Raw genomic sequence first — 20,695 nt, 5'->3', positions numbered from 1 at the left:
TTTGCAACTTGTTTCCGCTATTTTATCTGCTATACTGAAAATCAAGGAGGGGGTCCTGATGCGCAAAAAACTCTGTACGCTTTTCTGCACCGCGCTTCTGCTGCTGTGCGTGCTACCGGTAACGGCGGGCGCCAACAGCCTGCCGCGGCCGTATGTGCAGCTCACCATTGCCCCGCCGGACCAGCCGGTTACGTGGATCGCCCTGCTGACGGCAGATGAGCCGGACAAACGCGATTCCGGCACCCCGGCAGCGCTGACCGCCGCCCTGCCGGACGGCTGGTATGTTTGGGACGGAGCTGCCGATCCGGAACAGGCGCACCGCGCTTCTTTCTTTGGTCCGGACATGCCGGAAACCTTCCGTGCAGCACTGGTGCTGGCGGACGGCACCGCAGTGGTTACCAATACCGTTACGCGCACCCGCTCTATGCAGACGTTCACCGTACACGCAGACAGCGGCACAATCACGACCGTCCCCACCGCAGCCGGCCTTTTGCTGCAATTTGCATGCACCTGCTCAATCACGCTGCTGATCGAAGCGGCTGTGCTGCGTCTGTTCGGCTTTTCGCTGCGCGAAAACCGGAAAGCGTTCCTGCTGGTTAACCTCGCAACGCAGCTTCTAATGACGCTCACCTTTGGCCGCGCCCTGATTGACGGCAGCGACTATCTCGCTTATCTGCTGGTATTTGTTGCAGAACTTGTGATATTTATTGCAGAAAGCATTGCGTTTTCTTCGCTGCTGCACGGGCAAACGCGCAGGCGGCGCGTCGTTTGCACCCTGTGCGCCAATGCCGCCAGTTTTATCGGGGGCGTCTGGCTGGCCGTGCCGCTGTATAGCCGCATTGCTGCAATCATGTAACGTCGTCCTGTTGGCAGACCGCCGGCAGCACTGACCGGCCGGCAGTTTGCAGGCCGCCTTCCCGCCTCTTTTATATCCGCACCGCTGATTTTACGCAATTTTGCGCAATCTCCCCCTTGCATTTGCCGCAAAACTGTGTTTTAATAGAACTGTTATCTGCGATGAACAGGGAAAGTAGCACCATCCCCCTCTTTTCAGAGAAGGCGGCCTTCGGCTGTGAGCCGCCCAAAGAGACCTGATGTGAAGTTCCCCTGCGAGCACCGGCGCTGAACGGCTTTTCCAGTAGGCGCAGGCGGCATAACGCCACGTTACCGGCGTTCAATGAGTGCCCGCGCCACGCGGGAATCAGGGTGGTACCACGGAAGCGTTTCACGCCTTTCGTCCCTATCTGCGGGACGGAAGGCGTTTTTGTATAGGGGGTATCCCATACCCCCTATATACGGAAACCGGTTCCGAGGAAACCGGCTTCCGATACCCCCGGACGCCGTCCAAGACGGCTGGGTCGGGATATCAAAACCGTGATACATGCTCCCGGTTTTGATGGTTTTGCAATGCAAAACCTATTTCATGCGCACTGCTGCGCGCAAGCCTTCGTTCCAACAAAATCCCATTCCAAAAGGAGAATGAAACCATGAAAGAAAAGCTGCAAGGCATTTTGCAGGCCGCCAAGGAGCAGCTTGCCGCCGCCGCGGACGCCCGCGCGCTCGATGAGGCACGCGTCAAGTTCCTCGGCAAAAAGGGTGAGCTGACCGCCCTCCTCAAGGGCATGAAGGACGTTGCCGCGGAGGAGCGCCCGGTCGTCGGACAGCTCATCAACGATGTCCGCGCCGAAATCGAAACCATCATCGAAAAGCAGAAGCAGGCCATCGAGCAGGCCGCACTCGCGCACAAGCTCGAAGCCGAGACCATCGACGTTACCCTGCCGGGTGAGGAAGTCGTCATCGGCAAAAAGCACCCGCTCAACATCGTGCTGGATGAGTTTAAGGAGATTTTCCTCGGTCTGGGCTTCTCCATCGCGGACGGCCCCGAGGTCGAGCTGGACCACTACAACTTTGAAGCCCTCAACATCCCGAAGGATCATCCCGCGCGCGACACGCAGGACACCTTCTATATTTCGGACAATGTCGTGCTGCGCACCCAGACCTCGGGCATGCAGGTGCGCGTGATGGAAAAGCGCAAGCCGCCTATCCGCATCATTGCGCCCGGCAGAGTTTACCGCTCGGACGCGGTGGACGCGACCCACTCCCCGCTGTTCCACCAGATCGAAGGTCTGGTCGTCGATAAGGGCATCCGCATGTCCGACCTGAAGGGCATTTTGGAGCTGTTCGCCAAAAAGCTCTACGGCGAGGATACCGTCGTCCGTTTCCGCCCGCACCACTTCCCGTTCACCGAGCCGAGCGCCGAAATGGATATCCAGTGCTACCGCTGCCACGGTGAGGGCTGCCCGCTCTGCAAGGGCGAGGGTTGGATTGAGATCCTCGGCTGCGGCATGGTGCACCCCAAGGTGCTGGAAATGAGCGGCATCGACCCGAACGAATACTCGGGCTATGCCTTCGGCATCGGTCTGGAGCGCATGGTCATGGGCCGCTTCAAGATTGATGATATCCGCCTGTTCTATGAAAATGACGTGCGGTTTTTGCATCAGTTCTAAATCGCTGCGCTCGTATAGGGGACTTCAAAAGTCCCCTATATACGGGAACAAGTTCCGAAGAAACTTGTTCCCGATACCCGAATGACGCCGCCGGGGGCGGCTGGGTCGGGGTGTGCAAAGTCAGGCGCATGTCCTGACTTTGCACGGAAACGGCAAGACCGTTTCCTAATGGAATACCGCGCAGCGCGCGGGCCGCTGCGGCGGGCCAAAGGCTCGCCACGCCCTGCGGCGTGGCTGCCTTGCGGGGGCGATTTGCAAGCAAATCGCGTCCTCTATGCCGCGCGGAGCGCGGAATATTCTACATTGTTCTCTCAATTCCAATCACGATAAGGAGTAAGTTGTCATGAAGCTTCCGCTTTCCTGGCTGAAAGATTATACCAACATCGACGGCGTCACCCCCAAGGAATATGACGCCCGCCTTACCATGTCCGGCTCCAAGGTCGAGGAGGTTTACTACCTCGGCGCAGAGATCGACAACGTTGTGACCGGCAAAATCCTGTCGGTTGTTGACCATCCGGACTCCGACCACCTTAAGATCTGCCAGCTCGACGTCGGTCAGGGTGAGCCCGTGCAGATCGTCACCGGCGCGCCCAACGTCACCCCGGACTCCGTGGGTGAGGTCTGCCCGGTGTGCCTGCACAAATCCACGCTGCCCGGCGGCGTCAAGATCACCAAGGGCAAGCTGCGCGGTGTGCCCTCCAACGGCATGATGTGCTCGTTCCAGGAGCTGGGACTGAGCCACGGCTGCGTACCCTATGCCTGTGAAAACGGCATCCTGTTCCTGCCGGAAGGTACGCCGGTCGGCGAGGATATCAAAAAAGTGCTCGGGCTGGACGATTGGGTCGCGGATTTTGAAATCACCTCCAACCGTCCGGACTGCCTGTCGGTCATCGGCCTTGCGCGCGAGACCGCCGCAACCTTCGACCGCCCGTTTGCCGTGAAAACGCCCGTTGTCCACGGCTGCGGCGGCGATATCCGCACGCAGATGTCGGTTGAGGTACGCGACCCCGACCTGTGCCCGCGTTACACCGCACGTCTGGTCAAAAACATCAAGATCGAGCCGTCTCCCGCGTGGATGCGCGAGCGCCTGCACGCCTGCGGCGTGCGCCCGATCAACAACATTGTTGACATCACCAACTATGTCATGCTGGAATACGGTCAGCCGATGCACGCGTTCGACTACGCCTGCCTGTCGGACGGCAAAATCGTTGTGCGCCGCGCCCGAAACGGCGAATCCATCCAGACGCTGGACGGCGTGGACCATGACCTGACCGACAGCATGCTCGCCATCTGCGACAATGATAAGCCGGTCGCTGTTGCGGGCGTGATGGGCGGCGCCAACTCCGAAATCGAGGAAGACACCCGTACCGTCGTGTTTGAGTCTGCCTGCTTCCACGGCGCCACCGTCCGCGTGACCGCCAAGGCTCTCGGCATGCGCACCGAGGCCTCCGGCCGCTTTGAAAAGGGGCTGGACCCGCGCATGACGCTCGATGCGGTCAACCGCGCGTGCGAACTGGTCGAGCAGCTCGGCGCCGGCGAAGTCGTGGACGGCGTGATCGACGTAGACCACTCCGATCCCGCGCCCAAGCGCCTGCCTTTCGAGCCGGAGCAGATGAACGGCCTGCTCGGCCTGGACCTGTCCGCCGCGGAACAGCAGTCCTGTCTGGAAAAGCTGGGCTTTGCCGTGGAAAACGGCGCGGTCATCGTGCCCTCCTTCCGCACGGATATCGCGCGCATGTGCGACCTTGCCGAGGAAGTGGCGCGTATGTACGGCTACGATAAAATCCCGACCACGCTGTACGCGGGCGAAATGGTGCAGGGTGAATTCACCCCCCGGCAGCAGGCCGAGCGCGCAGCCTCGCTCATCTGCCGCGAGGCCGGCTTTGACGAGGCGATGACCCACTCGTTCATCTCCCCCAAATTCTACGATATGATCGGCTGGGCGGAAAACGATCCGCGCCGCATCTCGACCACCATCCTCAACCCGCTTGGCGAGGATTTCAGCATCATGCGCACGACCGTGCTGCCCTCCATGCTGGATTCGCTGGCGCACAACCACGCGCACCGCAACCCCACCGCTTCGCTGTTTGAGATGGGCACGATCTACCTGCCGGTCATCCGTGACGGCAAGGCCGATCCGGACGTGCTGCCGTGCGAGCAGAAGGTGCTGACGCTCGGCACCTACGGCCGCCTGTCCTTCTTCCAGTTCAAGGGCGTGATTGAAGCGCTCTGCCGCGAGCTGAACATCAAGGGCGTGCAGTTTGCGCCGCAGAAGAACAACCCGTCCTACCACCCCGGCCGCTGTGCGGACATTCTGGTCGGCGGCGAGGTCATCGGCGTATTCGGCGCGATCCACCCGACCGTAGCGGCGCGTTACGGCCTGTCCGGCGAGGTGCTGACCGCCGAGCTGCAGTTTGAAAAGCTGTTTGCCGCCATTGAGACCGAAAAGCTGTATCATCCGCTGCCCAAGTTCCCGGCTTCCACCCGCGATATCGCGGTGCTGGTTGATGACAGCGTACCCGCTGCCGCCATGCAGGCCGCGATTGAGCAGGCCGCCGGCGCAATCCTCGAAAACGTCAAGCTGTTCGACGTTTATAAGGGCAAGGGCATTCCGGAAGGCAAAAAATCCGTCGCCTACTCGCTGTCCATGCGCGCGGCGGACCGCACGCTGACCGACGAAGAATGCGACAAGGCCATGAAAAACGCGCTGGCCGCGCTGGAAACCAGCTTCGGCGCTGCGCTGCGCGGATAATACGAGTTTAAACCCGTCATTTGCCGGAAAGCGTCCGCCATGCGGACGCTTTCCTTTTCTCCCGCCGCCTGGCAGGGATGGAAAAGTTTTTGCCGTCAATTTCCCCTGATAAGACTTTACTTTTCGGCCGATTTGTATTATGCTGTAGATAGCAAATCACCAACCGGTAGGATGGGAAAGGAGACAGACATGCTTGACGGCACAAGAAAGTTCAGCCTTGTAGACGAATCCAACAAGGAAATGAAGCGCACGCTGACCGCGGTATATGATGCGCTCAAGGAGAAAGGATATAACCCGATCAATCAGATTGTAGGCTATCTCCTCTCCGAAGACCCGACGTACATCACCAACCACAACAACGCGCGCAGCCTGATCTGCAAGATCGACCGCGACGAGCTGATGCAGGAGCTGGTGCAGTTCTACCTTGATAACTGAGGGACGGACTTGACAAACGGAACATATCCGCTATAATGAAAAGTAGAAGAGGCACTGCCGACAGACGGTTGACCTCAGATACGTTTTATTTTATGAAAAAATAACCGCAATCTTTGGTCGGAGGGCGGTTATTTTTTTATGGTTTTCATGATTTCAAGCAGAATAAGTAGCATAACAATCTGCAAAATCGGCTCCATAAACATCACACTCCTTTCCGTGGAGTGCGGTCAACCGCCTGCCGTGCGCGACAGTGCCTTGATTGTAGAATAGCAAATCCCGCCTGCTTTGTAAAGCGAAAGGAAATTTATGAACGGTTTTCTCCCCATCAGCAAACAGGAAATGGCCGATATCGGCTGGTATTACTGCGACTTCCTGCTCATCACCGGCGACGCCTATATCGACCATCCCTCTTTCGGCACGGCTGTCATTTCGCGCGTGCTGGAGGATGCCGGTTATCGGGTCGCCATCCTCAGCCAGCCGGATTTCCGCTCGGAAGCCGACATCCTCGCCATGGGGCGCCCGCGCTACGCGGTGCTCATCAACGGCGGCAATATTGATTCCATGGTCGCCCACTACACGGCTGCCAAAAAGCGCCGTTCGGATGACGCTTATACCCCCGGCGGCAAAGCCGGCAAGCGCCCCGACCGCGCCGTGACCGTATACGCCATGCTTGCGCGGCGCGCCTTTCCCGATGTGCCGGTCTATCTGGGCGGCATCGAAGCCAGCCTGCGCCGCTTTGCCCACTATGATTACTGGGCCGACCGCGTTATGCCCTCCATTTTGGAATCCACCGGCGCAGACGGGCTGATGTTCGGCATGGGCGAACATTCCGTGCTCGAGCTGGCCGCCAACCTGAAACACGGCAAAAAGGGCGCGGCGGCCTGCGCCGGTGTGCGCGGCACCGCCTATCTGGCGCATGATGCGGAGGGGCTGTCCTTCCCCGCGGTCGAATGTCCCTCGTTTGAAGAGGTCTGCACGGATAAGCCCGCTTATGCCCGCTCGGTCAAGCTGCAATATGACGAACAGGACCATGTGCGCGGCAAGGCGCTGGTGCAGCGCCACGGCAGGCGCGTGCTCATCCAGAATCCGCCCGCCCTGCCGCTGACAACTGAAGAGATGGACCATGTTTACGGCCTGCCCTATATGCGCACCTATCACCCCTCCTACGAAGCCGAAGGCGGTGTGCCCGCCATTCAGGAGGTGCAGTTCTCTATCATCCACAACCGCGGCTGCTTCGGCGCCTGCAACTTCTGCGCCCTCGCCTTCCATCAGGGGCGGTATATCCAGTCGCGCAGCCACGAAAGTGTGATCGCGGAAGCCAAGCAGATCGTGCAGATGCCCGGCTTCAAGGGCTATATCCACGATGTCGGCGGGCCGACCGCCAACTTCCGCGCGCCTGCCTGCAAGCAGCAGGAGGAGCACGGCCTGTGCAAAAACAAGCGCTGCCTGTTCCCCTCGGCCTGCAAAAACCTTGAAGCAAACCATACAGATTACCTGAACCTGCTGCGCGAGCTGCGGCAGCTCGAGGGGATCAAAAAAGTGTTTGTGCGCAGCGGCCTGCGGTACGATTACATGATGGCCGACCATAACGACGCCTTTTTCCGCGAATTGGTCGAGCACCATATTTCGGGTCAGCTTAAGGTAGCACCCGAGCACATGAGTGATAACGCATTGTATTATATGGGTAAACCATCATTTTCCGTATATGAGCAATTCCGCGAACGCTACGCCCGTATCAACCAGAAGCTCGGCCGCAAGCAGTATCTTGTGCCCTATCTGATGTCCTCCCATCCGGGCGCGACGCTGGACGACGCGATCCTGCTGGCCGAGTATCTCAACAAGGTCGGCTACATGCCCGAGCAGGTGCAGGACTTCTACCCCACGCCGGGCACGCTTTCGACCGCCATGTATTACACCGAGATCGATCCACGCACGATGCAGCCGGTTTTCGTCGCCAAAACCGCGGAGGAAAAAGCCATGCAGCGTGCGCTGCTGCAATGGCGCCGGCCGGACAAGCGTCCGATCGTATTAGCTGCCCTGAAAAAAGCAGGGCGCGAGGATCTGATCGGCTTCGGCAAGGAATGCCTGATCCGTCCTGCGCGCGGCGAAAAGCCGCCCGCTGCCGCCAAAAAGCAGCCTGCCGCTGCGCACCGCACGGGCAAAGGCGGCACGCACCGTCCGCCCGCGCCCAAAAAGAAGGGCTGGGCCAAGGCGAAAAAGAAAAAATGATCCTATGCAGGCAAACGGGGGCAGGATTTTATATCCTGCCCCCTGTTTAGTTGCTTTGATATTATAATGCCGCCGCGATATCGAAAATATCCCTCCAGCCATCCGGCCATACGCCGGTATACAGGTAGGATTCAAAATCCAGCGTATGGCCTGCATTTTCATACAGGTGTACGGTTAAATTCTGCTTGCCCAGCGCTGCAAACGCGTCCCGAACGGCAAGCGTTTCCTCCACGCTGACATTGGCATCCATCGTCCCCTGAAAGATATGGAGCGGCAGTGTCAACTGGGGCATGGTCTCCCTGTTCGGCGGTAAGCGACGGTGTCCCTCAAACCAGTTTGCGGTCAGCCGCACGGGATAGTGCGTACGCAGCCATGTATCATCCCGCATCCGGATGGCGCGGAATACCGCTGCGCGGTTTTCCGCATTGTGCGCAGCAAAGTCCGACAAATCAAGCACGCCGTCGCCGTTCTGATCCAACATATCAAACGAAACGCCCAGCGCGGCAGCCACGCCATACCGGTCTTCTTCAAATGCGGCGCGGGTGATTACTCCCGTGCCATCCTCATCAAAATACCGGCGGTAAAACAGCAAATCGCTGTTGCCGCTCTGTTGCCAGTCCAGCACCTCCTCCATTGTGCTGTTGGCATACCCCTCCAGCAGCAAGCCGGCCAGCGTAGCATGGCCGCGGCGCGCCACCGCCGGCGCAATCATCGTGCCCTCGCTCATGCCGAACAGCACCACGCGGGCGTCCCGCAGACGGGAATCTTCCCGCAGCGCGCCAATCCACTGTTCCAGATCGGTTATGCTGTTTTGCGGCGTATAGGTCTGATACGCCGTTTCCTCCACCGTGCAGTACAGCGGCGGCATCTCCCCCTCCGTGCAGCCGCGCGCCGCATAGCGGAAGCAGGCGACGCCACGGGAGCAGAACTCCTCCGCCAGCATTTCATAAAAACAAAACTGCGTGCCGTCGCCTTTATCCCGACGGTTATCGCAGGTATTTGGCCCCGACCCGTTGACCAGAATCACCAGCCGCTCCGCATGACCCGCGGGCAGGTCAAGCTTGCCGTTCAGCACGGTGCCGTCCGCGGCGGTCAACTGTTTTCTCTCGGTATGTCGTCCGCTTCCATCCTGATACATACGCATACGCTCCTTCCCACGGGGAGACAAATCCCATTTTCCATCCCGCTCCTCTTCCGCGGGGTGACGAAACCGGCGTTCCGTGCTTCCCCTTTTTTGTATAATAGCACAAAGCCCTGCGAAAAGCTGCAAATACAAGGCTTTTTTCATTGCGTCGAAGGGTTTTTGGTGATAAAATAAAGTGATATATTGTGTAATGAACCAAGCAACCTATCCAAAGGAAAACGAGGGCTTTTATCTATGTGGATCGCAGATAACTGGAAGGACTACGCCGTTTTGGACTGCGGCGGCGGCGAAAAGGTCGAGCGCTGGGGAGATCAGATTCTTGTGCGGCCCGACCCGCAGGCCATTTGGCCGCGCGAGGCCTCCTGCCGCGCGTGGAACAAACCGAACGCCATCTATCACCGCTCGAACGCCGGCGGCGGCAAGTGGGAGATCAGGCGCTTACCCGAACAGTGGGCCATCCACTACGGCGACCTGACTTTCCAGCTCAAGCCGATGAGCTTTAAGCACACCGGTCTGTTCCCCGAGCAGGCCGCCAACTGGGATTTTATCGACCGCATGGTGCGGGGCGCGGGCCGTCCGGTCAGCGTGCTCAATCTGTTTGCGTATACGGGCGGCGCTACCCTTGCCGCAGCGGGCGCGGGCGCATCGGTCTGCCATGTGGACGCCTCCAAGGGCATGGTGCAGTGGGCGCGTGAAAACGCCGCCTCCTCGGGACTGGCCGACCGCCCGATCCGCTGGATCGTGGACGACTGCAAAAAATTCGTTCAGCGGGAAATCCGCCGCGGCCGCAAATACGATGCCATCATCATGGACCCGCCGAGCTACGGGCGCGGCCCCTCGGGGGAAACGTGGAAGATCGAGGACGATGTTGCCGACTTTATCGAGCTGACCATGGGCGTCCTGTCCGACAAGCCCCTGTTCGTGCTGATCTCCAGCTACTCGACCGGCCTTGCCCCCTCGGTAATGAGCTATCTGCTCGGCATCACGGCGGGCAAACGCGCCGCCGGCCGCATCGAAGCGCAGGAGCTGGGTCTGCCGGTCGAAGCGACCGGCCTGACGCTGCCCTGCGGCTCATCTGCGCGCTTTATTGCGGAAACCTGATACACGCTTCCACCAGTAGATCCATCAAAGCTGGCAGGGTATGCCGGACAAGCCCCCCCACCCCCGCTGCATATCACAAACAGGCGAATCCGCCTGACACAGAGGACGAAAACAATCATGTCTGAAATCATCAAAACCGAAAATCTGCAATATGCCTATCCGGCTGAGGATGGGCAGCTTGCCGTGCCCGTGCTCAAAGGCGTCAGCCTGTCCATCCGGCGCGGCGAATTCGTGGCCGTTTTGGGACACAACGGTTCGGGCAAGAGCACCCTTGCAGGCTGCTTCAATGCCATCCGCCTGCCTACCGGCGGCGTGTGCTATGTCGATATGATGGACACACGCAAGGAAGAAAACACCTATGAAGTGCGCAAAACCGTTTCCATGGTCTTCCAGAATCCGGACAACCAGCTCGTTGCCACGGTTGTTGAGGAAGATGTTGCCTTTGCGCTGGAAAACATGGGCGTTCCGCCCGCGGAAATTCGGGAGCGCGTGGACGACGCGCTCCGCGCCGTCGGTATGTACGATTACCGCAAACAGGCGCCGCACCGCCTTTCCGGCGGACAAAAACAGCGCGTTGCCATTGCCGGTGTCATCGCCATGATGCCGCGCTGCGTGGTGCTCGACGAGCCGACCGCCATGCTTGACCCGCAGGGGCGGCGCGAGGTCATGGCAGTGGTGCGCACACTGAACAAGCAGTATGGCATCACGGTCATCCTCATCACGCACCACATGGATGAAGCCGTGCAGGCCGACCGCGTGGTTGTGATGCACCAGGGCAATGTGCTGATGGACGGCGCGCCGCGCGAGATCTTCACGCAGGTGGAGGCGCTGCGCGAGGCATCGCTGACCGTACCGCAAACTATTGAGGTGCTGTACGACCTGGACCGCGAGGACGGCGAAACGTTGCCGATCGACGCGCTCTCGGTGACCGAATGTGCGGACATCCTCGAAACCTATCTGAAATAATACCGGCGGGCAAAGCGCCCTGTCCGGACGCGCTGCCGGCGTGATTTATAAAATGGGAGGAAATTCCATTGTCAACCATACTTGAAACCCGGGGCCTGACCCATGTATACGGCGCAGGCACCCCTTTTGAGCGCGTTGCGCTCGACCATGTGGACCTGAAAATCGAAAAAGGCGAAATTCTCGGTGTGATTGGACACACCGGTTCGGGCAAGTCCACACTCATTCAGCACCTGAACGGCCTGCTGAAGCCCTCTGCGGGCGAAGTCCTGCTTGACGGGCAGTCCATCTGGAACGAAAAAGGCAAATGCGCGCGCGAAACCCGCTTCCGCGTCGGTCTGGTATTCCAGTATCCGGAATACCAGCTTTTTGAGGAAACCATCGCCAAGGATATCGCCTACGGCCCCTCCAACATGGGGCTTCCGCAGGATGAAATTGACGAGCGCGTGCGCGAATCCATGCGCGCGGTCGGCCTTGCGGACGAGCTGGCGGAGCAGTCTCCCTTTGCCCTTTCGGGCGGACAGAAGCGCCGTGTTGCGATTGCAGGCGTCATCGCCATGCGGCCGGATGTGCTTGTGCTTGACGAGCCGACCGCCGGTTTGGACCCTGCCGGACGGGATGAGATCCTCGGTCTGGTAAAACGCTACCACGCGCAGTCGGGGGCTACGGTGCTGATCGTTTCCCACTCGATGGAGGACATTGCCCGCCTGGCCGACCGCCTGCTTGTGATGGACCACGCCAGGGTGCTGTTCTGCGATACCCCGCGCGAAGTGTTCTCCCATGCGGATGAGATTATCGCCGCCGGTCTGGATATTCCCATGATCACCAAGGTCATGCTGGAGCTGAAACAGCGCGGATACGAGGTGGACACCTCGGTATTCACCGTGGAGCAGGCCATGGACGCGCTGCGCGCCTGCAAAGCAAAGGGAGGTGTACGCTGATGCTCAAGGACATCACCATCGGTCAGTTTTTCCCGGGAGACAGCGCGGTACACCGTCTGGACCCCCGCGTCAAAATCGTTATCACCATCGCGTTTATCATTGCGCTGTTCCTTGCCGGCGGACCGATTTCTTACGGCATTGTCATTCTGTTCCTCGCGGCGGTCATCAAAACTTCGGGGATTTCCCCCAAACTGGTTGTGCGCGGACTCAAACCGATTCTGTTCATCATCATTTTCACCGCCGTTCTCAATCTGTTCTATACGCCGGGCGAATATATCTGGCAATGGGGCTTTCTGCACATCTCCAAAGAAGGCATTAAGGTTGCCATCTTTATGGTGCTGCGCCTGATGCTGCTCATCATCGCCACCTCCATGCTGACCTATACCACCAGCCCCATTCAGCTGACGGACGGACTGGAGCGCCTGCTCTCTCCGCTCAAAAAACTGCACGCACCGGTGCATGAGCTCTCCATGATGATGTCGATCGCGCTGCGCTTTATCCCGACGCTCATCGAGGAAACCGAGAAAATCATCTCCGCGCAAAAGGCGCGCGGCGCGGATTTTGATTCGGGCAATCTGGTACAGCGCGCCAAGGCGATGATCCCCATTCTGGTGCCGCTGTTCATCTCGGCCTTCCGCCGGGCGGACGAGCTGGCTACCGCCATGGAGTGCCGCCTGTACCGTGGAGACGTCGGCCGCACACGCATGAAACAGCTCAAAATTGAGCGTGTGGATATCTGCGCCATCATCCTGTGTACCCTTATCATCGCCGCTGTTGTCACGCTGGGGCGGTTTGGACTTTGAAAACGCGGAACGGGAAGCGGTATGACGGCAGCCGCCGCACAGCGCTTCCCTTTTGCCATTGTATTGGATGCTTATGAAAAATATTGCTCTGATCCTGTCTTATGACGGGACAAATTATCACGGCTGGCAGGTGCAGAAAAACGGCCCTTCCATCCAGGAAAGCGTGGAAACCGCGGTTTTCCGCCTGCTCGGGCAGAAAACCCATGTTTCGGGCGTCGGGCGGACGGATTCCGGCGTCCATGCGCGGCGCTATGTCGCCAATTTCAAGGCGGACTGCACCATTCCGGTCGACCGTCTGCCCTATGCGCTCAACAGCTTCCTGCCGCCGGATATCGCGGTATCCGGCGCGGCCGAAGTACCGGAGAATTTCGACGCCCGCTTTGACTGCACCAAAAAAGAATACGCCTACTATATTTTCCCCTCCACGCTGCGCGACCCGTTCCATGCGCGCTACGCCCACCGGTACAACTATCCGCTCGATGCGGAGCGGATGCAGGCGGGCGCCCAGCGCTTTGTCGGCCGGCAGGATTTTGCCGCCGTGCGCAGCCAGGGAACGCCGGTCAAAAGCACGGTGCGCACGATTTTCTGGTGCGACGTCGAACAGACGGAAAACGGCCTGATCCGCATCCGCGTATGCGGGGACGGCTTTCTGTATAATATGGTGCGCGCGATTGCAGGCACACTCATTTATGTGGGCGGCGGCAAGCTGACGCCGGACGACGTTTCCGCCATTCTGCGCGCGGGCGACCGCGAGCAGGCCGGCCCCACGCTGCCTGCCTGCGGCCTGTTTATGAACCGGCTGTGGTATGACCACACGCCCGCGCTTTCTCCCTTCTGTCTGGACAGATAGGTTCGTTTGTGCTGTAAAATTTCATCCTTTATTCATACTTTTTCACGTTTTACGCTGTACACTAAGGAGGTGGGTCTTATGGATGAACGTCATTCAAAACAAAATATCATCCGTTTTCCTTCCTCCCGAGAGGAACGCCGCAGGATTCTGCGGGAAAACGAGGACAGGCGCGTGCGCATCGTCTCTTTGCTGCGTTCGGCCTGCGGCTGGCTGCTGGCAGCCTGTACGCTGCTGTTTCTGCTGTTCAATTTCCGGCTGTTTACCCCTTCTGCCATCCGCAGCGCGGCCGAGTATGCGATTGCCGGACTGCGCCAGCACGAAGGGGATATTACCACCATCACATACGAAAACGGCTCGTTTGCCGATGGGGTGCTGTTTGAATCCGGACTTGCCTATGCGGACAGCGATTCGCTCTATCTGGCAAAGCCCGGCAGCATCACCACCATGCGGTGCCCGCTCGGCTATTCCGCGCCCGTGGTTGAAGCTGCCGGCAACTATGTGCTGGCCTATGACCGCGGCGGCACACAGGCGCTTCTGGCAAATTCTGTTGCGGCCACGGCCGAGCTGACGCTTTCCTCGCCCATTATTACGGGCAGCATCGGTCAAAACGGCCATTTTGTGCTGGTTACCGACGAACAGGGCTACCGCACCGCTGCCGCTGTCTATGATACCCGCGGCAAAGAGGTGTTTAAATACCAATCTTCGGAATACTATATCGTGTCGGCCGCGCTCTCGCCCGACTGCTCTACCATTGCCGTTCTCGGCTTCCGGCAGCAGGGCATCTCGCTGGACAGTCACGTTCTCTTTTACTCCGTATCCACCGGCGAGCTGGAAAGCGACGTTACCCTGACAGACGCGCTGGGCATGGAACTGTGCTATGCAGCAAACGGCGCCGCGGCCGTTTTGTGCGATAACGGTCTGTATCTTGCCGGCCGCAAGGACGGCAGCGCCGAAAAGCTGCTTTCCTATTCGTCTTCTGATCTGCTCACCTTCACCGTGCAGGACGACGCGCTTGCGCTTGCCCTGCGTTCCTATACAAGCAGCGCCCGCAGCGATTTGTACGTTTTGCGCGCAAACGGCGGTCTGGAGCAACCGCTTCCGCTTGCAGAGGAACCTTCCGCAGTAGCGCTGTCCTCCACAGGCGTGGCCGCGCTGAGCGCCTCCGGCGTTTCCGTATATGACGCCGCGCATACGCCGCTCTGGCGCAACAGCGAGGCGGTCGGCGCGCGCCGTATCCTGCTGATCGGCGACGGCACGCTGTACGCGCTTTATACCAAAAACACCCGATTATTTACCGCTCATTCCGAGCGGAGCGAGGAACTCCCTGATGCAGAATAACCTGATGCAAACCCTTACCGGTCTGCTGAATCTGCCCGATCTTATCATTTTAGGCATTTTGCTCATCAACTTTGTACTCGGCTGCCGGAAAGGTTTTTTCGGCTCGCTGTGCGGGCTTGCCGGCCGCGTGGCCGCGCTCTGTGCGGCGTTCTTTTCCGCCCGCGCGGCAGCTCCCGCCGTGGCCCGCTGGGTCGTCTCGCCGATTGTGGGCGAAGTATTCGAGCGGCAGGCAGCGCTCAGCGGAAGCGATCTGCTGGAAAGCCTGCGCCAAACCGTGACCGAGGCTGCGGTCAGCATGGCGGAAAGCCTTGCTTTCCTGCTGCTGCTGATTTTGTTCTGTATCCTGTTTGGCTGGCTGGTCATGGCCGCAGGCAAAAGCCTGCATTTCATCGCCCGCCTGACGCCGCTCGGCATACTCGATTCGCTGGCCGGCGGCGCAATCGGTCTGGCGGCAGGCGCATTGCTGGTTGTGCTCGTGCTGATCGGTGTGGCCTGGTTTTCCCCCATCACCTATACCTCGCTCGGCTGGCTTTCGCCGCAGCGCGTGGAGCACTCTGTTCTGCTCAAAGCGCTGCTTGACGTGCTGCCGCTGGCGATTTAATCAATAACCGCGTTTCATCGCAGATGAAGGAGATTATTTTTTATGAACATGCCAATGTGCTCGCGCTGCAAAAAAAACATCGCGGTGGTATTCATCACCAAGATTGAAGGGCCGGACAAAACCTCGCAGGAGGGGCTGTGTCTTAAGTGCGCGCGCGAACTGGGCGTCAAGCCACTGGACAACATCATGGAGCAAATGGGCATCACGGACGAAGATCTGGACGCGCTGACCGGCGAAATCGGCTCGCTGGCCGATTTTTCCAATCTGGTGCCCGCCGGTTCGGACGGCTCGGACGACGATGCCCCGCACGAAACCAACATTCCCGCCGAAGCCCCCGCCAACCCGCTCACCGGTCCCGCGCCCACGGGCGAAGGAACGCGCACCCGCACGCAGAGCGCGCCGCGGGATGATAAAAAGCGCAAGTATCTGAACAACTACTGCGACGACCTGACGCGCAAAGCCGCCGAAGGCCGCATCGACCACATTGTTGGCCGCGACCGCGAAACCGACCGCGTCATCCAGATTCTCAACCGCCGGCAGAAAAACAACCCCTGCCTGATCGGCGAGCCGGGCGTCGGCAAGACGGCCGTGGCCGAAGGGCTTGCCGTCCGCATCAGCGAAGGCAAGGTCCCGTTCAAAATGCGCAATAAAGAAGTGCATCTGCTGGATTTGACCGCGCTGGTCGCGGGAACCCAGTTCCGCGGACAGTTTGAAAGCCGCATGAAGGGCCTGATCGACGAGGTCAAAAAAATCGGCAACATCATCCTTGTCATTGACGAGGTACACAATATTGTCGGCGCAGGCGATTCGGAAGGCTCGATGAACGCGGCCAACATTCTGAAACCCGCGCTCGCCCGCGGCGATATTCAGGTCATCGGCGCAACTACGCTGACCGAATACCGCAAATATATCGAAAAAGACGCCGCGCTGGAACGCCGCTTTCAGCCGGTCTATATCGGCGAACCTTCCGTCAAGGAAACTGCCGAAATTTTAAAGGGCATCCGCTCCTATTATGAGGCCTTCCACGGCGTTACCGTGCCGGACGACATCTGTGCGCGCGCCGCCGAAATGAGCGAGCGCTATATCACCGACCGTTTTCTGCCCGACAAAGCCATCGACCTGATCGACGAGGCCTGTTCGCGCCTCAACCTCGATTCGCCCGATCTCTCCGAAATTCCGGCGCTGCAAACCGAGCTGGACGGACTGGTCAGCCAGATCGACCTGCTGACGCAGGCTGCGCAGAAGGACGAACAGGAGGAAACCTACGCCCGCATCGCCAGCTGCCGCCAGCGGCTGTTGCAGGTGGAGGCGCGGCTGCACGAGCTGCAAAGCCGCCCCGCTCCCGCCGTTGACGAACAGGGCCTTGCCGCCGTTATCGAGCTTTGGACGGGCATTCCCGCCTCCAAGGTCGCCTCGCAGGAATCTGCGCGGCTGCGCGGCATGGAAGCGCGCCTCAAGGCGCATATCATCGGGCAGGACGAGGCCGTAGACGCCGCCTGCGCGTCCATCCGCCGCGCCCGTGCCGGCATCAGTCCCAAGAAAAAGCCGGCGTCGTTCCTGTTTGTCGGCCCGACCGGCGTGGGCAAGACCGAGCTGGTCAAACAGCTTGCGCTCGATTTGTTCGACTCTCCCGACGCGCTGATCCGGCTGGATATGTCGGAATATATGGAAAAACACACGGTTTCCCGCCTGATCGGCTCGCCTCCCGGCTATGTGGGCTACGACGAAGCCGGCCAGCTCACCGAAAAGATCCGCCGCCGGCCGTATTCTGTCGTTCTGTTTGACGAAATCGAAAAAGCGCATCCGGATGTGCTCAACGCCCTGCTTCAGATCCTGGACGACGGCCGCCTGACCGACGCGCAGGGCCGTGTGGTGAGCTTTGAAAACGCGGTCATCGTCATGACCTCGAACGCCGGTTCGCAGGGCGGCACGGCGCCTGCGGGCTTTGGCCGCACGGTATCTGCGCAGAGCAAGGAGCGCGCTATGAAGGCGCTTGAAGAGATCATGCGCCCCGAATTTTTGAACCGTATCGACGAGATCATCGCGTTCAACCAGCTTTCGGAAGAAAATTTCCGTCACATCGCGTCCATTATGCTGGCCGAGCTGCGCGACAGCCTTGCCGAAAAGCATATTCGTCTGACCTGGGAGGACAGCCTGCTTGACTGGCTGACCGAAAAATCCTTCTCCGTCAAATTTGGCGCGCGCAACCTGCGCCGTCTGATCGAAAAGGAAATCGAAAACCCGCTCGCCACCGCGATTGTGACGACGGAGACCCCGCTTGCAGGCGCACATCTGCGTATTGAAAACGGCAGTCTTTCCATTGCTACGATCTAACTGAAAAGCAGCCCTTTGGGGCTGCTTTTTGCTTTCGCGCCCTTTTTTCCAGCAAATCGAAAATTTTTCTGCGCGCGGGGAGCATCTTTTCACGCCCGTGCATCTTAATAGTGTCCGGACCCAAACGAAACGAGGTGATCCCATTGGAGATGATACTAACGGCTGTACAGAATGACCCGCGCGAGCGCTTTGCCGCCGCTGTCACCCTGCACCGGCACGCCATGTACCGCGCCGCCCGCGCCCTGCTGGACGGCGACGCGGACGCGGAGGACGCGGTGAGCGAAGCCGTTCTGCGCGCGTGGCAGGCCTTCGGCCGCCTGCGGGATGAAAAAGCCGTCAAGAGCTGGCTGATCCGCATCACGGTCAACTGCGCTTATGAGCACCGCCGCAAGACCGCCCGCGTGACCTATACCGACGATCTGGAGCCGCTGGCAGGCGGCGCGGAGGACGAACACGACAGCAGCCTGTGGGATACGGTGCTGCGTCTGCCTGCGGACTACCGCATCCCGACCGTGCTGTATTACTACGAAGATATGACGACCGCCGAGATCGCCCATGCGCTCGGCATCCGCGAGGGCACGGTGCGCAGCCGCCTGTCCCGTGCGCGCAGCCGTCTGCGCACCCTGCTGAAGGAGGAAAGCGAATATGAAATTTGACGATCGCATCAAAGCCCGCGCCGCGCGCGAGGGCAGCCCCGTCCCCGCGGACTTTGACCGCCGCATGGACGCGCTGCTCGACACCCTGCCCGAACCGGTGCAGCCGGTCAAAACCCGCCGCCCCTTCCGGCTGGCCGTCAGCCTTGGCATTGCCGCAGTGCTGGTGGTCGGCGCAGCCGCAGGCGCGCCCGCCATGCTGCGCATGGCGAAGAACCATGTGGACTTTTTCGGTGTCAGCACGGAATACGCTTCGCAGGCCGATACCTTTGAGCAGTATAACGCCGCCGTCGGCGTCAGCGCGGAGCGCAACGGGCAGACGCTGACCATCGACAACCTTGCCGCGGATGACAACTACCTGTCCGTATTCTTCACGCTGACCAGCGACGCGCCCATCGAGCTGGTGGGCGATGCAAAAGACCCGGCACACTGGCGCGCCCAATGGACCGCGCCCACCTTCTGGGCTGAGGTGAACGGCAAGCCGCTGGACACCACCGGTTCGATTGAAAACGAAGCCTTTCTGGTGGATGCGCACACGCTCAGGGGGCTGCACCGCCTGCCGCTGCGCACCGCGCTGCCCGACCAGTTCGATCTGCTGCTGTATACCGGCGGCACGAACAGCAAGCGCGACGCAGACTTCCGCTTCCCCCTTTCGGTGGACAAGAGCACAGTGAGCAGCCGTACGGTCGAGCCGGGGCTGGACTGGCCCATTCATTACGAGGGTACAGACGAACTCGGCGAACGCTTCACCGTTGACCGCACGCCGCGTATCGAGCGCGTATCGGTCTCCCCGCTCAGCTCGGCCATCACCCTGAGCGAGCAGGCGCCCGACGGCGCCCCGTGGGACAGCTTTGTTCTGCGGGATGACAAGGGCAATTTCCTGCCCCGTCTGCCGGCAGGGATGAGTTCGAGCGGATTCAGGCGCTTCTCCAACGTGTTTGAGTTCATCGGCGCGGATGAAACGACCAAATCCATCACGGTCATCCCGTTTATCTCCGACTATAAGGCGCACGAGGTCAAGGGCGCGCTGGACGACCTGCCGCTGACGGGCGGCAGCGCCAATGGGCTGACGCTCGAAACACTAACCGTCGGCAAGGAGCAGGCGACCGCCACCTTCTCACTGCGCGGCGCGGTCTGGTCGGCGCAGGCGCAGTTCACCCTTACCGACAGAAACGGCGAGCCGGTGGAGTTTTCCTCCGCAACTTATGCCGACAGCTATGTTGACCGCGAGACCGGCGTTGTCACCGCCACGCTGTACTACCCCGGCGCGACCGAAGCGGAGCTGGCAAGCATCGCGGGCGTATCCTTCTGGCAGACGAACGACGATATGGTGCTGCTGGAAGATCAGGCGGTCACGATTGCGCTCGACTGAATACCATCCGAAAAAAGCCGTCCGCACGGGCGGCTTTTTTCGGTCTGATCGCCGACGCACCCACTCATCCAAAATATTTTCCCAAATATATACTAACAAAAGCAAAAAAGGTATTGACAATTTCCCTATTCATTGATATACTAAATAAGCGTCAGAAAACCCGCGGGTGTAGTTCAATGGTAGAATGTCAGCCTTCCAAGCTGAACACGTGGGTTCGATTCCCATCACCCGCTCCATTCTTTACCGCGCATTGGGTTTTTGGAATTGATATGCGCCAGTAGCTCAGCCGGATAGAGCAACTGCCTTCTAAGCAGTAGGCCGGGGGTTCGAATCCCTCCTGGCGTGCCATCTTTCCTGTTGACTACGCAAAAACATATGGTGGGTATAGCTCAGTTGGTTAGAGCATCGGATTGTGGTTCCGAGGGTCGAGGGTTCGAGTCCCTTTACCCACCCCATATTGAACCCTCTGACGCGCTGCATCACCGCAGCGCGTTATGCTTAGGGGCTTTTGGATAGAAGCAGTTGAATACAGGGGCGTCGCCAAGCGGTAAGGCATCGGCCTTTGACGCCGACATTCGCTGGTTCGAATCCAGCCGTCCCTGCCATCTTTTCAGATTCGAAAGGCGGCTCTTGGCGATATGCCGGCGGCATATCGCAACCGCCGTGGCTTTT

At 59.6% G+C, this 20,695-nt stretch carries 16 protein-coding genes, 4 tRNA genes and 1 other annotated feature; of the genes, 19 read left to right on the top strand and 1 reads right to left on the bottom strand.

From position 1 onward, the window contains the following. Positions 1 to 58 precede the first annotated feature (58 nt). The 5 genes from ACOYIE_RS02705 to ACOYIE_RS02685 all read left to right on the top strand — a co-directional run bounded on the left by ACOYIE_RS02705 (position 59) and on the right by ACOYIE_RS02685 (position 7,923). Positions 59 to 856, top strand: coding sequence for a hypothetical protein (locus ACOYIE_RS02705; protein ID WP_433410563.1), 798 nt, complete (start codon positions 59 to 61; stop codon positions 854 to 856). A gap of 152 nt (positions 857 to 1,008) precedes the next feature. Then, positions 1,009 to 1,245: a binding site (T-box leader), on the top strand. 242 nt (positions 1,246 to 1,487) lie between these two features. After that, positions 1,488 to 2,507, top strand: a complete 1,020-nt coding sequence (gene pheS, locus ACOYIE_RS02700) for a phenylalanine--tRNA ligase subunit alpha (protein WP_433410562.1) — start codon at positions 1,488 to 1,490, stop codon at positions 2,505 to 2,507. Positions 2,508 to 2,850: 343 nt separating this feature from the next. Then, positions 2,851 to 5,259, top strand: a complete 2,409-nt coding sequence (gene pheT, locus ACOYIE_RS02695; RefSeq protein WP_433410561.1) for a phenylalanine--tRNA ligase subunit beta — start codon at positions 2,851 to 2,853, stop codon at positions 5,257 to 5,259. Between the two features lie 189 nt (positions 5,260 to 5,448). Next, complete coding sequence (locus tag ACOYIE_RS02690; RefSeq protein ID WP_031475480.1) at positions 5,449 to 5,694, top strand: IreB family regulatory phosphoprotein; 246 nt, start codon at positions 5,449 to 5,451, stop codon at positions 5,692 to 5,694. Between the two features lie 306 nt (positions 5,695 to 6,000). Next, the gene (locus ACOYIE_RS02685) at positions 6,001 to 7,923 is read left to right on the top strand and encodes a YgiQ family radical SAM protein (protein ID WP_433410559.1); all 1,923 of its coding nucleotides are present in this window, start codon (positions 6,001 to 6,003) and stop codon (positions 7,921 to 7,923) included. 61 nt (positions 7,924 to 7,984) lie between these two features. Here the strand turns inward: ACOYIE_RS02685 and ACOYIE_RS02680 are convergent, their stop codons facing one another. Then, positions 7,985 to 9,061: an alpha/beta hydrolase gene (locus ACOYIE_RS02680; RefSeq protein WP_433410558.1), complete on the bottom strand. Its 1,077-nt coding sequence runs from the start codon at positions 9,059 to 9,061 to the stop codon at positions 7,985 to 7,987. Positions 9,062 to 9,301: 240 nt separating this feature from the next. On the opposite strand from ACOYIE_RS02680, the gene ACOYIE_RS02675 reads away from it, so the two are divergent. The 14 genes from ACOYIE_RS02675 (at position 9,302) to ACOYIE_RS02610 (ending at position 20,628) form a co-directional block, all read left to right on the top strand. After that, positions 9,302 to 10,168 (top strand): class I SAM-dependent methyltransferase, encoded by an 867-nt coding sequence (locus ACOYIE_RS02675; protein WP_433410557.1) that lies wholly within the window; start codon positions 9,302 to 9,304, stop codon positions 10,166 to 10,168. A 117-nt stretch (positions 10,169 to 10,285) separates the two neighbouring features. Continuing rightward, positions 10,286 to 11,134: an energy-coupling factor transporter ATPase gene (locus ACOYIE_RS02670; protein ID WP_433410555.1), complete on the top strand. Its 849-nt coding sequence runs from the start codon at positions 10,286 to 10,288 to the stop codon at positions 11,132 to 11,134. Between the two features lie 68 nt (positions 11,135 to 11,202). Next, positions 11,203 to 12,072, top strand: a complete 870-nt coding sequence (locus tag ACOYIE_RS02665; RefSeq protein ID WP_433410554.1) for an energy-coupling factor transporter ATPase — start codon at positions 11,203 to 11,205, stop codon at positions 12,070 to 12,072. Further along, the gene (locus ACOYIE_RS02660; RefSeq protein WP_433410553.1) at positions 12,072 to 12,875 is read left to right on the top strand and encodes an energy-coupling factor transporter transmembrane component T family protein; all 804 of its coding nucleotides are present in this window, start codon (positions 12,072 to 12,074) and stop codon (positions 12,873 to 12,875) included. The genes ACOYIE_RS02665 and ACOYIE_RS02660 overlap by 1 nt, the downstream gene beginning before the upstream one ends. Positions 12,876 to 12,948: 73 nt before the next feature. Beyond that, on the top strand, positions 12,949 to 13,725 hold the full coding sequence (gene truA / locus ACOYIE_RS02655) for a tRNA pseudouridine(38-40) synthase TruA (RefSeq protein ID WP_433410551.1): 777 nt from the start codon (positions 12,949 to 12,951) through the stop codon (positions 13,723 to 13,725). A gap of 78 nt (positions 13,726 to 13,803) precedes the next feature. Beyond that, a complete protein-coding gene (locus tag ACOYIE_RS02650) occupies positions 13,804 to 15,063 on the top strand; it encodes a DUF5711 family protein (protein ID WP_433410550.1) in 1,260 nt (419 codons plus the stop codon). 4 nt (positions 15,064 to 15,067) lie between these two features. Further along, a complete protein-coding gene (locus ACOYIE_RS02645; protein ID WP_433410548.1) occupies positions 15,068 to 15,664 on the top strand; it encodes a CvpA family protein in 597 nt (198 codons plus the stop codon). Between the two features lie 42 nt (positions 15,665 to 15,706). Then, a complete protein-coding gene (locus tag ACOYIE_RS02640; RefSeq protein ID WP_433410546.1) occupies positions 15,707 to 17,998 on the top strand; it encodes an ATP-dependent Clp protease ATP-binding subunit in 2,292 nt (763 codons plus the stop codon). A gap of 149 nt (positions 17,999 to 18,147) precedes the next feature. After that, positions 18,148 to 18,654: an RNA polymerase sigma factor gene (locus tag ACOYIE_RS02635; RefSeq protein ID WP_433410565.1), complete on the top strand. Its 507-nt coding sequence runs from the start codon at positions 18,148 to 18,150 to the stop codon at positions 18,652 to 18,654. Further along, positions 18,644 to 20,023 carry a DUF4179 domain-containing protein gene (locus ACOYIE_RS02630; RefSeq protein WP_433410545.1) on the top strand — a complete coding sequence of 460 codons (1,380 nt, stop codon included), beginning with the start codon at positions 18,644 to 18,646 and terminating at the stop codon, positions 20,021 to 20,023. Before ACOYIE_RS02635 ends, ACOYIE_RS02630 begins: the two co-directional genes overlap by 11 nt. A gap of 162 nt (positions 20,024 to 20,185) precedes the next feature. Beyond that, a tRNA-Gly gene (locus ACOYIE_RS02625) sits at positions 20,186 to 20,259 on the top strand. Positions 20,260 to 20,294: 35 nt separating this feature from the next. After that, positions 20,295 to 20,371, top strand: a tRNA-Arg gene (locus tag ACOYIE_RS02620). A gap of 30 nt (positions 20,372 to 20,401) precedes the next feature. Next, positions 20,402 to 20,478: transfer RNA gene (locus tag ACOYIE_RS02615), tRNA-His, on the top strand. Between the two features lie 75 nt (positions 20,479 to 20,553). After that, positions 20,554 to 20,628 (top strand) — tRNA-Gln (locus ACOYIE_RS02610). The last annotated feature ends 67 nt before the right edge of the window (positions 20,629 to 20,695 follow it).

The organism is Agathobaculum sp., assembly GCF_050946325.1.
Classification (GTDB): Bacteria; Bacillota; Clostridia; order Oscillospirales; family Butyricicoccaceae; genus Agathobaculum.
This window is presented reverse-complemented; position numbering and strand designations above follow the sequence as displayed.

Bases quoted from the DNA above. Each gene is read 5' to 3' on its own strand.
- ACOYIE_RS02645 (WP_433410548.1), top strand. From the start codon at position 15,068: ATGCAAACCCTTACCGGTCTGCTGAATCTGCCCGATCTTATCATTTTA.
- truA (WP_433410551.1), top strand. From the start codon at position 12,949: ATGAAAAATATTGCTCTGATCCTGTCTTATGACGGGACAAATTATCAC.
- pheT (WP_433410561.1), top strand. From the start codon at position 2,851: ATGAAGCTTCCGCTTTCCTGGCTGAAAGATTATACCAACATCGACGGC.
- ACOYIE_RS02650 (WP_433410550.1), top strand. From the start codon at position 13,804: ATGGATGAACGTCATTCAAAACAAAATATCATCCGTTTTCCTTCCTCC.
- ACOYIE_RS02635 (WP_433410565.1), top strand. From the start codon at position 18,148: ATGATACTAACGGCTGTACAGAATGACCCGCGCGAGCGCTTTGCCGCC.
- ACOYIE_RS02685 (WP_433410559.1), top strand. From the start codon at position 6,001: ATGAACGGTTTTCTCCCCATCAGCAAACAGGAAATGGCCGATATCGGC.
- pheS (WP_433410562.1), top strand. From the start codon at position 1,488: ATGAAAGAAAAGCTGCAAGGCATTTTGCAGGCCGCCAAGGAGCAGCTT.
- ACOYIE_RS02670 (WP_433410555.1), top strand. From the start codon at position 10,286: ATGTCTGAAATCATCAAAACCGAAAATCTGCAATATGCCTATCCGGCT.
- ACOYIE_RS02705 (WP_433410563.1), top strand. From the start codon at position 59: ATGCGCAAAAAACTCTGTACGCTTTTCTGCACCGCGCTTCTGCTGCTG.
- ACOYIE_RS02630 (WP_433410545.1), top strand. From the start codon at position 18,644: ATGAAATTTGACGATCGCATCAAAGCCCGCGCCGCGCGCGAGGGCAGC.
- ACOYIE_RS02660 (WP_433410553.1), top strand. From the start codon at position 12,072: ATGCTCAAGGACATCACCATCGGTCAGTTTTTCCCGGGAGACAGCGCG.
- ACOYIE_RS02680 (WP_433410558.1), bottom strand. From the start codon at position 9,061: ATGTATCAGGATGGAAGCGGACGACATACCGAGAGAAAACAGTTGACC.
- ACOYIE_RS02690 (WP_031475480.1), top strand. From the start codon at position 5,449: ATGCTTGACGGCACAAGAAAGTTCAGCCTTGTAGACGAATCCAACAAG.
- ACOYIE_RS02640 (WP_433410546.1), top strand. From the start codon at position 15,707: ATGAACATGCCAATGTGCTCGCGCTGCAAAAAAAACATCGCGGTGGTA.
- ACOYIE_RS02675 (WP_433410557.1), top strand. From the start codon at position 9,302: ATGTGGATCGCAGATAACTGGAAGGACTACGCCGTTTTGGACTGCGGC.